The following is a 12,051-nucleotide window of genomic DNA, read 5'->3' on the forward strand; positions in this document are numbered from 1 at the left end:
ATCTGACGAAGAACAGAAGCGGAAAGGACCAAAAAATCGCCCAAAGCACACACGAAAACGAACACATCAAGCCAAGAAAAACTTTTTGGAGAAATTCAAAACAGCTTCTAAGTCCCTATTTCTTTTTACGTATCCATGCTTTACTTTCCGAAGCTCGTCAGCCACTTTACCGTCTCGGGGGCATAGTGCGAGAAGAACAGGCTTTCGCCCTTGTCTAATTTGCCAATAGCCTCCATATCCTCAGCAGAGAGGGAGAAGTCGAATACATCGAGGTTCTGCTCCATGCGTTCCTTGTGTGTGGACTTCGGAATGACTACCACATCGCGCTGGATGAGGAAGCGCAGGGCGGTCTGTGCCACAGACTTACCGTATTTTTCGCCAATGGCTTTCAGCACGGGGTTAGTGAAGAAGTCGTTACGTCCTTCGGCGAACGGCCCCCACGACATGATTTGCGTGCCGTACTCTTTCATGATTTCCTGCGGCTGGCGTTGCTGGTTGAACACATGCGTTTCCACCTGGTTCACCATCGGCTTGATGTCGCAGAACTCTGCCAAGTCGATGAAACGGTCGGGGTAGAAGTTCGATACGCCGATGGCACGGAGCTTGCCTGCCTTGTACGCTTCTTCCATGGCGCGGTAGGTGCCGTAGTAGTCGTTGAAAGGCTGATGGATGAGCAACAGGTCGATGTAGTCGGTCTGCAACTTGCGGAGGGATTCGTCGATGGAAGCCTTTGCCTTCTCATACCCGGCGTTGGATATCCACACCTTTGTCACAAGGAACAGTTCCTCGCGCGGGATGCCGCTCTTCTTCACCGCACGGCCCACGCCCTCCTCGTTGTAGTAAGCCTGCGCCGTGTCTATCATCCGGTAGCCCACGCTCAAGGCATCCGACACGCAGCGTTCACACTCTTCAGGAGTTACCTGATATACACCATAACCTAAAATCGGCATTTCTATGCCGTTTGATAATTTGACTGTTTGCATAACTCGTTGTTTTTATGGGGTTATTGCGATTTAATATCTTATTTGTTTGCTCTCTTCCAGTTGTTACCAAAGTTAGCCTGTTCTGTTTCCACATGTCCGCGATGCCCGTGGATGGTGCAGGCATCAAGGGCAGCTTCCAGCGCACGGAACTCCTCATCGGTCAGTTCCACATCGGCAGCACCGAGGTTTTCCAAGATACGTTCCTGATTCTTCGAGCCGGGGATGGGCACCACGTTGGGATATTTGTGGAGCATCCATGCAAGGGAAATCTGCGCGTTGGTGGCGTGCTTCTTCGCCGAGTATTCGGCAAGGATATCAAGCACGGGCTGGTTGGCGATGATGTTCTCGCGGCTCAACTGAGGCACGAATTTGCGTACATCGTCCACCGCCTCGAACTGCGTATCCGCCTTAATCTTGCCGGAAAGGAAGCCGCTGGCTATCGGGGAGAAAGGCACTACGCCGATGTTGTGCTCCAGACAGTACGGGAATATCTCCTTCTCGCAGTCGCGTTCCAGCATGGAATAGAGGTTCTGCACGGCGGCAACGGGAGTCACGGCATGTGCCTTTGCCAATATATTCACATCCACCTGCGACATACCCCAAGCTCGGATAACGCCCTCTTTGATGAGCCGCCCCATTGCAGCAGCTATTTCCTCAAACGAAACGTGTTCATTGACGCGATGCAGGTAGTAGAGGTCGATGTAGTCCGTCTGCAAGTTCTTCATCGATTGCTCCAAATGCTTGCACGTGGCATCGTAGATACTTGTGCCGTCCGCAATCTCCGATTCGTGGAGGAACATCTTGGTGGCAAGCACGATGTCCTTGCGGAACGGGGCGACAGCCTTGCCCACCAACAATTCGTTGTGTCCGGGAAAGAAAACCACGTCACCATACACCTCCGCCGTGTCGAAGAAGGTGCAGCCTGCCTCGTATGCCTTGCGGATAGCCTCAATACTGTATGCCTCTTCGGGCACTTGTCCGTAGCCGTGGGAAAATCCCATGCAGCCCATACCAATCTCGGATACTTCGAGATTGCCAATCATTCTTTTCTTCATGTTCTGTTGTTTTAATTGTGTATTTTCAATGTTCCGATAAACTTGGTTGTCTGCAAGTCCATGTCGTCATAGATAGGACTTTTGCCTGTGTCCAGCGTGGCGATACTTTGCATTTCCTCGTCCGTCAGCGTGAAGTCGAAGATGTTGAAGTTCTCCACCATGCGCTCCTTGCGCACTGTCTTAGGGATAATGACCACGTTCCGCTGATTTAGCCAACGCAAGATGACTTGCCCCACGGTCTTGCCGTGGTGTTCAGCAATCGCCTTCAGTAAAGGATTATGGAAGATGTCGTTCTGCCCTTCGGCGAACGGCGCCCATGCCTCATGCTGGATGCCTTCCCGCTGCAAGAAAGCGTTGGCTTCCTTTTGTTGGAAGAAAGGATGCGTTTCCAACTGATTGACGGCAGGCTTTACCTCGTTGTGCAGGAAAAGGTCTTGTAGACGCTCGTTGCTGAAGCTCGTCACGCCAATGGCACGGATGCGTCCCTCTTTGTACAAGCGTTCGGCGGCACGCCATGCGGCATAGTAGTTCCCGTAGGGCTTGTGCAGCAGGTATAGGTCGAGATAGTCCAGCCCCAACAGCTTCATCGAACGGTCGAAAGCACGCAGGGCATCATCATACTCGTAATCCTGCACCCACAGCTTGGTGGTCACGAAAATATCCTCCTGTTTCAATCCACTCCGACGAATGGCATTGCCCACCTGCTCTTCATTGAAATAGGAAGCTGCCGTATCTATCATCCGATAACCAGTTTCCAATGCTTCGCTCACGATGCGTTCCGTGTCTTCGACCGGAACTTGGAAAACGCCGAACCCTATTGCCGGCATCTTTACTCCGTTGTTTAATGTTACTGTTTGCATAACTCGTTGTTTTTATGGGGTTATTATTATTTTGATGCTTTCCTGTTATTCGTTTTTCAAATTATTCTTGTTTTTGTCTCCGATAGCACTTCTCCTGACGGATTGGCGTTGTCGGAGCCTCCGATAGTGCTTCTCCTGCCGGATTAGTGTTGTCGGAGATAACGGCGGCAAATGTTTAGAAACCTAAGTCCGGCACTGAGAGACCCTCATGTCCGAGGTGGGTTTAGATGCCATTGTCCTTTTCGTTTCTGATTACGGTGCAAAGTTACGCCGCTTTTACGCTCTCCATGTTTCACAAAAGGTATCTAATGTTTCACCAAAAGCACAAATCGTTTGGCGCTCTCCGGATAATGCCCTAATTTTGCGGCATGGCAAAGGATAAAGAACTGAAAATCGTATATTCCACCCTGTTCCAACTGATAGGGTCGGTCAAGCTGCGGGGTTGGTGCGTGCACATGGTGTGCCTGCAGGGAGAAGGCTTCTTTACTTACGACGGCCGTCCGTTTCATGTGAAGAAGCATGACGCTGTGGTCATCAATGCGCCCCAGCAAGTGCATATAGTCGGTCAGAGCGAAGATTTGAAAGTGGAAGTCTTGGCAGCCCCGCATGATTTCCTCTCCAACCAGCTTCCGGCGAATAATTATGGTATAGGAGGCAGTATCAGTCTGTACGACAACCCTGTCATCCCCTTATCGGAAGAGGATGCGGAGACGTTGGTGCGCGACATACACCATATCCGCGACCGCATCGCCGATACCGGCCATCTGTTTTACCGCGAGCTGATAGGCGGGCTGGCCCTTCCGCTTATTTATGACCTGTTTTATTTCCACGCCAAGAACCGTACTCCGATATTTGCCACGGACAGGAGCATGTATGTCGTGAAGGAACTGATGGCGTTGCTGGAAAGCGGACGCAGCAAGAAATACAGGGAAGTCGCTTATTATGCCGAACAACTGAACGTGACCGTCAAGTACCTATCCAATACCGTAAAGCGGCAGACGGGCAAGAGCGTCACTTATTACATCGACCGCTACACCGTCCCGATGATAAAGGAATATCTCAACAATCCCGACCTTTCCATCGTACAGATTGCAGAGGAAATGAACTTCACGACGCTCTCTTATTTCAGCCGGTACGTGACCAAACATCTGGGCATGTCGCCGAAGGCTTACCGGGAATCATTGATGCCACGGTAAACATGGATGGGATATAGCCGGGTTTATCAAGTCTTAAGTTCGTATTTTCTATAATTTGTCCTACGAAAAAGTTATCTTTGCAACAAAAAAATTATACCACGAAAAAAATTATACCACGATTCATATATGGCACAACAGTTTGGCAATACATGGTGGGGCAACGAATGGTTGCGCTCGCTGACCCACATTGATTATGAGAACCGCATCCCCCGCGGCGCACGGTATGCCCGCAATGGTTCCGTCCGAGAAATACAGTTGCAAGATAACGTCATCAGCGCCAAGGTGCAAGGCAGCCGTCCGCGGCCTTACCGCGTTAAAATCATCGTCCCGAAGTTTTCCGCCAGGCAGGTGGACAAGCTGATGGACAGGCTGGTTGCCCGACCGGGAATTATTTCAGGCTTACTCAACCGGGAATTGGACCCGGAGGTGCTGGACATCGCCCGCTCCTGCGGCTTGAAGATATTCCCCGAACGGTGGGATGACTTGGAGATGGATTGCAGTTGTCCCGATTGGGCGGTGCCTTGCAAACATCTGGCAGCCGTGGTCTATATGTTCAGCCGGGAGATTGACAACAATCCTTTCATCGTGTTCCAAATGCACGGGTTCGACCTTCTGAAAGAATTGAAGAAACGGGGCATTGAAGTGGACAACGTGCGGCAGGAGGTGGAAGTGCCCGCCTTGAAAGACCTCGTGACGACCCTGCCTGCTAAAGATGCAGGAACGGAAGTCCCGGCATTCCGCCGCATCGACTTTTCCAAGCTGGCTGACCGGTCTGATGCCCTGCTGATGCTTCTGCCCGACAAGCCGCCTTTTGCACCCCAAGGCAATTTCAAGGAAGGATATGTGGCGGAATTGCGCCGTGTGAGAAAGAACGTGCAGCGTTTCTTCACCGGAAAGCTGGGGAGGGAAGAAATGTTTCCTATCGCATTTTCCAAACTGCCGGAAAGCATCGGTGTGGACGATGCGATAAGCCTTTGCTTTGATTACCGGTATGATTGGACGATAGAAGGAAAGGTTGCCTACAACGAGCGCACGTTGCCTCATGCCTTGCTGCATATCCATCCCGATTTCCTGCCCGATTATCATCCGACGGTCATTGTCCTATACCAAACTCTTTTCTGTGCGCTGCACTTGTTGGACAAGGGAGCGGTGGCTCCACAGTTGCTCCAATTGTCGGACAAGAAATACCTGGTGCGTTGGATGCCCGCCTACATCGATGCACAAGCCAAAGAACTGGTGGAGGCACTCGAAGGACTCGTTCCGGCTTCGCTCGTCAAGGTGAAACCTACGGCACGTTCCGCAGCAAAACCCGTGGAGCATCCGGCGGAGTGGCTGGTATCGTATTTCCTCGGGACGTTGGTCAAATACTTGTCGGGCAGTTGCGACCGTATGCCGCTCCTCCCGTTCTTCTTCAAGGGAGAACGCATGCCCTTCGACGGAGTGGGCGAAAAAGAGACACCCGGCGGCATCCGCTCGTGGACGGCTTCCTATACCCTGACGGCATCGGACTACCGCCCGGTGTTCAGCGTGAAAGAGAGTCGCCGGGGAGGCTTCGACCTGCATATCGGCGTGGAGGACAAGCGAAAGCCGGAGCCGCAGACCGTACCCCTATGCGAAGTGTTGGATTCGCTGGAATACGACCGTGAGCGACTGCGTATCCTGAGGAGTTTTACGCTCATCTCCGGGCTGGTGAAGGAAGTGGGGAGCTATATCAACGCCGGTGCGAAAAAGCCTGTCCATTATACTGCTGCATCGTTTGTGCCTTTCCTGCTGCAAGTCATCCCTGCCGTACGGATGCTCGACATCAAGGTATTCATGCCTAAATCATTGGGACAACTCATCCGTCCCAAGGCATCACTTTCCATCAAACGGAAAGCCGGTTCGGACAAAGGCTTTCTCAGCCTGGCAGACCTTTTTGCCTTCGATTGGGAAGTCGCGCTGGGCAAGGAACTTGTCCCCTTGGAAGAATTTATGAAGCTGATGGAGAAGGCCGACGGGCTTATCAAGTTCAAGCAACGCTATATCTATGCCGATGCGGAAACCTTGCAAAAGCTGCAAGCCGCCATGGCGCAGGGCGAAAAGCTGACTTCCGCCCAAATCCTGCAAGCTGCCCTGACGGGAGAATACGAATCGGCACCGGTGCATCTGACTGATGAGGTTCGCCAATTGATGGACGAACTGACGCGGCAGGAGCATATCCCGCTCCCCACCGGATTGAACGCTACGCTGCGCCCTTACCAGGAACGCGGCTTCTCGTGGATGTACCGCAACAGCCGCATCGGCTTCGGCTCTATCCTGGCGGACGACATGGGATTGGGAAAGACCTTGCAAGCCATCACCCTGATGCTGAAATTGAAAGAGGAAGGCGCATTGGAGCAGGGGCGTATATTGGTAGTGGTACCCACCGGCTTGCTCACCAACTGGCAGGCGGAAATCAGCCGTTTCGCCCCGTCGCTTACCTTCTTTGTCTATCACGGGACAGGACGAAGCCTGAAGCAGTTTGATGCCGACATCCTGCTCACCACCTACGGCGTGTTGCGCTCGGACAATGCCAAGCTGAAGAAATTGCCGTGGACGCTGATGTTCATTGACGAAGCGCAAAACATCAAGAACCAGGACACCGCACAGAGCAAGGCCGTGCGCGGCATTCCCGCCACGACACATATCGCCCTCAGCGGCACACCCGTAGAGAACCGCCTCACCGAGTTCTGGAGCATCATGGAGTATGCCAACAAAGGCTACTTGGATACGCCGAAAGCCTTTAGGGAGAAGTTTGTCAACCCCATCCAACTCTACAACGACGGCGATTGCGCCGCCCGCTTCCGCAAGGTGACCGCTCCCTTCATGATGCGCCGGATGAAGACTGACAAGAGCATCATCTCCGACCTGCCGGACAAGATAGAACTGGACGATTATGCCGCACTCACTTCGGAGCAGGCCGCTCTCTACCACCGCACGCTCGAAGCAGCCATGGCGGAAATCGAAGGGATTGATACCACCGACCACGAATCCCTTTTCAAGCGTCAGGGACTTATCCTGCAAATGATTCTTGCCTTGAAGCAAATCTGCAACCACCCGGCGCAGTTCCTCAAGAACGGCGATGCCCGCATTGAATTGTCCGGCAAGGCGGAGATGCTGTTGGACCGCTTGGAAGGCATTGTGGCGAATGGCGAAAAAGTGCTTGTGTTCACCCAGTTCCGCGAAATGGGCGACTTGCTGGTGCACTTCATCGAAGAGCGGTTGGGACAACGTCCCTTGTTCTATCACGGCGGATGCAGTGTAAAGCAACGTCAGGAAATGGTGGAGCGTTTCCAAAACCTCCGGAGCGACAAGATCTTCATCCTCTCGCTTAAGGCAGCCGGGACGGGGCTGAACCTCACCGCTGCCTCGCATGTCATCCACTATGACCTGTGGTGGAATCCGGCTGTGGAAGCCCAAGCTACCGACCGCGCCTACCGCATCGGGCAGCAACGGAACGTCATGGTGCACCGTTTCATCACCAAAGACACTTTTGAGGAACGCATCAACGACATGATCCAGCAGAAGAAACACTTGGCGGATATGACCGTGGCAAGCGGCGAAAGCTGGATAGGCAAACTGAGCAACAAGGAATTGCGGGACATCTTCGGGTAAGTGTGATAATAAACGGAGTTGGCAAGAGCCGCAGCATGTAAGGATGTACACTTACATACCGCGGCTCTTTTGTGTATCACAACAACAGATACCAATCCTTATTTCAATAGCGGAAGCTGCTCCAGCATGTTCTTAATGCGGATGGCTGTGCGGGGGCATAGGTTCATCTGGTGCCTTGGTTTCCACAGAGTTCTCCCGCACGAGATAGAGTTTCAAAAATTCATAGTGTATCTTTCTCTCGTGGTAAATATCAAGATAGATGGACTTGTTCCCGCTTTCCAATTCAAAGTAACATATAAAGTGAAAATAAAGCCAAAATAGAACCAAATTCGGAAATAGGATTGTTTGTCTTATTTAATACAGTTTTCTTATCTCCGCATTCCTGTAATAATGTAGCAGGATATCGTTGTAGCTGAAACCCTGTTCGCCCATCACGGCTGCCCCTATCTGGCACAAGCCTACACCGTGTCCCCATCCTGCACCGGTCAGTTGGAACCAGGCGGGTACCCCGTCGGTGGTTTCTCCTTTGTCTACTACGAAAGCAGAACTGAACAGGTGGGTAGGCGAGAGCGTGCGACGTATTTCCAGTTCTTTACCAATAATCAGCGTCTTTTCCGAACCTACGATTTTCAGTTTGCAGATACGTCCCGACTTGCCGCGTTCTATGGGGATGAGGTCGAGGATTTTCCCGTAATCGTACTTGGTTTTCGAGTGAATCAGTTCAGCCAGTTCGGCTTGGGTGTAACGCACTTTCCAGCGGTAGAAGTCGGTGGTTTCCTGGTCGTAATTGTTCAGTATCTGCCGGATGATGTTCTTGTCGTGTGTATGGCAAAAACTATCCGGTTCAGAGCGTATCCATTTTTCAGCTTCTTCTTCACAGGTCAGGTCGGGTAAGGACGTTTCTCCGGCTGCATCACGCACGGCATGCAGGTAGGGGTATTGCCTGTTTTCCCAGCAGGTGCCGAACTCTTCGGTCGCTCCTCCGCAACATTTCGAGAAGCGGGCATCGCAGATGGCGTTTTTATACATTAATACTTGTCCGCGTGTGGCTTTCACCGCTTCTTCCACCCTCCGGCTGGATGCTTTGGTGATGCCCTGATAGCGCTGGCAATGGTCGTCGGCGCATACGTCGAAGATGGTATGGTCTTCGCGGTCGTACCAGCGGATGTATTCGGTTTCGGTTTTGATGAATGGAAAGAATCCGTTGTCTTTTTTGCTCAGTGCTTTCCGCTTTTCTATTTGTGCCAATAGCCAGCTTCGGGAGATGACGGCGTGTGCTTTAAGAAATTCGGTCGAAGAGGTGGTGTTCATTTCCGAAGAGATGACGCTGATGAGATACTCTTCGGCTGGGAGGATATTGATGGCGGTTATGCCTCCTTCATCCACCACCAGTTTCAGCATGCCGGTAAAACGCTGGGTTTCCTGTCGTTCCCAATGAAAATTGATGCCGATGGTTACGTCGTACAGGGAGAATGACGCATCGTCTTCCAGTGGGGTAAAGGTCAGCTCGCGGTACACGTTACCGTTCCACAAGATGCCTCCTTCGTCGAAGCATACGGTTTGTTCTCCGTCTACGCTTTCACCTTTGGCAAGGTAACGTCTGTTGAGGTTGAAATGTATTTGGGGGGCATTGAGGATGCCCACGCTTATTTCGGGTTCTTTCATTGTTGTGCTTTTTTTAGTTGACTCGTCACTTTTGTTACTTCGTTCTTGTCTTTTGGTTACTGAGTCATAAACTTACTTCATCGTATATCTCTTTTATCTCTTCCGCGGTCAGACTTTCGAAGTCTTCTTTCCGGGGGGTTACTATCAGTCCCGCCATGTCAAGGGCGCCGGGGCTTACAAGGCGTTGCTCACCCCCATATGCCGTATAGCAGGACGGACGGTGCTTATCACGTGGGAGATACGCTACGGTGAACCCTCTTTTCGGGTCATTCCATGCAAACAGGTTGTAACGTGGTTCGTCTTCGTCCGGGTGCGATGGCAACGTGTGCAGATAAGCATCTATCAAATCTGCATCTGATACAGGGGCAGAGTCGGACACGAATGCCTCGATGGGGCAGAGGTATCCGTTGATGCGGTATTCCTGACATGTTCCCCCGCCTGGTAAAGTGGCTTGTCCTGTAAGGGTGGCGGTTTCCATCAGCCGGTCCCACTGCATGATGAGCGGTATGTCTTGCATACGTGCTGCCTGAAAATGGAAATGGTCGGGAGCTGATGCGCCGCATTTGGCTCCGTTGTAGAACAAAGCATACCCCGATGCGAAGTGTTTCTCCAGCCAGTCGGTCAGTTTGCCTGGCAGCTGGCGTCCGGTTTTTCCCGCAAGGGTTTGGGGCTGGTGCCGTTCGCTGGAAACAGTGAGGTGGGCAGGCAGGATGGGATAAGGATTGATGCGAAGCTGGAAAGTCTCATCCAGTATGATGGGGATGCAGTCTTGCTCGACGGGCTTGTGTGTGTCGCAAAGAAAGCACGGGCGTGCCGCAATGCTTGTCTTATCCAGCCGGGCACAGGTCGAGACCGCGCGGGCGGGATTGAACTGGACAAATACCGTATTTTCCCCGATGCACAGGCGGCGGGTCTGGATGTGGCAGAGTGCTTCATGATTTGTGCGGGCCAGTGCCCAGTGGGCCAGCTGGTGCTTCAGGAAATGTTCGCCGGGTGTTTCTTTTTCTGGAGTCATAAGGGCACGGCGGCAGGAAAGCTCCAGTGTGCGCAGGCTGTCTTTATAAGCATTGTTGCGGTTTACTTTCTCGATGCTCAGGTTGGCATCCGAGTTTCCATCCCAGCGGCGGCACAGGTAAAGCACGTCGTAGATACGCCCGATAGGGTATTGGCGCGAGAATGCCAGTCCCAGTGCATAGTCTTCTCCATAGCTTACGTTGGGTATGCCTATCTGGCGCAGCAAGGGGGTGTAGAAGGCACGCGGTGCTCCCAACCCGTTGATACGGAGGGCGTTGTTGTGCCCGTTGGCATCGGTCCACTCGCGGTGGTCTATTACGCCGGGCGGCAAGCCCTGCAGTTTAAAGTCGGTCATGCGGTAGGAACCGATGACCATAGCGCATTGTCCTGCATGGAATTTGTCGATAATAGCCTGTAAGGTGCCGGGCGTACTATACAGGTCGTCGCTGTCCAGTTGGACGGCAAACCGTCCGCATCGTGCATCGCGTATGGCCAAGTCCCAGCATCCACCGATACCCAAGTCGGTGCGTTCGGGGATGATGTGGACTACTTTCTTTTCTCCGGCATACTGGCGGATGACTTCGGTTGTTCCGTCGGTAGAATGATTGTCTACGATTATCAGGTTGTAATCGAATGTCGTTTCTTGTGCCAATGCGGAACGGATGGCATCGTCGATGGTCCGCACGCGGTTGCGCACGGGGATGATGACCGATGCTTCACAGGGAAACGAGCCTTTCTGCAAATCGATATTCCGCTTCGGCGGAGGCAGGTATGCTCCTGTCTTTTTCAGGTATCGGGTAAAGACGGCTTCCCGTTCCAATTGTATGTCCCGGTTACGCGGGTCGACGTAATCGAATTGTTTTTCGCCCGAATGACGTGTATCTGTTTCGGTTTCTGTATAAAGATATTCGCTGATATGAGTCAGGGAGTACCTGCGCGACAATGCCAGCCGGAGGGCGTAGCTTGCCGAATGGGTATACGCAGGCTCTACACTGATTTCGGCTGTAGCTTGTCTGAAGGCTTCGGTGCGGTACATCACAAGCGAGCCGAAGTCGAAGTCATCCCGTACACTTCCCGGCTGGTAATCGATGACCGGATGTGGGTATATTCCTTCTTTGGTCTCTTCGTAACGGTCGGCATATACCATGCCGCACTCAGGAGCAGACAAGTAATCTTCCATACGCTCCAAAGCTCTGTACCCTAGCCGGATGTGATGCCTGGTGCGGCATATTAGAGTATAGGGGGTATGGCTTTGGGCAGCTATAAGCCGGCAGGTATCGGTATTGTCTTGCAGGGAGATTGTCTGTATCTTTGCGTCTGGAAGCCCTTCAATGATATCACCAGGTGTTGCCCCTCCGCAACAGGCGACGAAGCAAGTTATGTCTTTGTTTGTCATAATCAGTGGTTTGTCTTAGATGAATGTCCGCATGGTATAATTATGTTCCTCCCTCTCTCCTCTGCAAAGGTAAGAAATTTTTTCCATACGGCAATGGATTTGGAACAGGTGGGCGTAAAAATCTGTTAACTGATTATCGTTTTTTCTATCTATATTGCTGAAAATGAGAATTATATAAGATGTGAAAATGTTATTTCTATGCTTGTATTATCGTGACAATGACAAATGACAAATGACAATTAACAAAGT

8 protein-coding genes are annotated in these 12,051 nt (G+C 52.0%); 2 read left to right on the top strand and 6 right to left on the bottom strand.

Features of this window, described 5'->3' with window-relative positions; all coding sequences use genetic code 11:
• Window positions 1-140: 140 nt before the first annotated feature.
• The 3 genes from B5F71_RS16700 to B5F71_RS16710 are packed head-to-tail and all read right to left on the bottom strand — an operon-like array spanning window position 141 to window position 2,898.
• On the bottom strand, window positions 141-983 hold the full coding sequence (locus tag B5F71_RS16700; RefSeq protein WP_087212552.1) for an aldo/keto reductase: 843 nt from the start codon (window positions 981-983) through the stop codon (window positions 141-143).
• Window positions 984-1,021: 38 nt separating this feature from the next.
• Window positions 1,022-2,038, bottom strand: coding sequence for an aldo/keto reductase (locus B5F71_RS16705; protein WP_087212554.1), 1,017 nt, complete (start codon window positions 2,036-2,038; stop codon window positions 1,022-1,024).
• Between the two features lie 11 nt (window positions 2,039-2,049).
• Window positions 2,050-2,898 carry an aldo/keto reductase gene (locus B5F71_RS16710; RefSeq protein WP_087212557.1) on the bottom strand — a complete coding sequence of 283 codons (849 nt, stop codon included), beginning with the start codon at window positions 2,896-2,898 and terminating at the stop codon, window positions 2,050-2,052.
• Window positions 2,899-3,266: 368 nt separating this feature from the next.
• Between B5F71_RS16710 and B5F71_RS16715 the strand changes: the two genes are divergently transcribed.
• Window positions 3,267-4,094, top strand: a complete 828-nt coding sequence (locus B5F71_RS16715; protein WP_087212560.1) for a helix-turn-helix domain-containing protein — start codon at window positions 3,267-3,269, stop codon at window positions 4,092-4,094.
• A gap of 126 nt (window positions 4,095-4,220) precedes the next feature.
• Window positions 4,221-7,727, top strand: a complete 3,507-nt coding sequence (locus B5F71_RS16720; protein WP_087212563.1) for a DEAD/DEAH box helicase — start codon at window positions 4,221-4,223, stop codon at window positions 7,725-7,727.
• A 132-nt stretch (window positions 7,728-7,859) separates the two neighbouring features.
• Here B5F71_RS16720 and B5F71_RS16725 read toward each other — a convergent pair whose 3' ends face one another.
• From B5F71_RS16725 to B5F71_RS16735, 3 genes are all read right to left on the bottom strand, one after another.
• Window positions 7,860-8,054, bottom strand: a complete 195-nt coding sequence (locus B5F71_RS16725) for an Arm DNA-binding domain-containing protein (RefSeq protein ID WP_087212566.1) — start codon at window positions 8,052-8,054, stop codon at window positions 7,860-7,862.
• Between the two features lie 27 nt (window positions 8,055-8,081).
• Window positions 8,082-9,392 carry a SpoIID/LytB domain-containing protein gene (locus B5F71_RS16730; RefSeq protein WP_087212568.1) on the bottom strand — a complete coding sequence of 437 codons (1,311 nt, stop codon included), beginning with the start codon at window positions 9,390-9,392 and terminating at the stop codon, window positions 8,082-8,084.
• A gap of 64 nt (window positions 9,393-9,456) precedes the next feature.
• Entirely contained in the window at window positions 9,457-11,802 is a 2,346-nt protein-coding gene (locus tag B5F71_RS16735; protein WP_087212572.1) for a DUF4922 domain-containing protein, read from the bottom strand.
• Window positions 11,803-12,051 lie beyond the last annotated feature (249 nt).

The sequence above is a fragment of the Bacteroides sp. An269 genome, assembly GCF_002159755.1.
GTDB lineage: Bacteria > Bacteroidota > Bacteroidia > Bacteroidales > Bacteroidaceae > Phocaeicola > Phocaeicola intestinalis.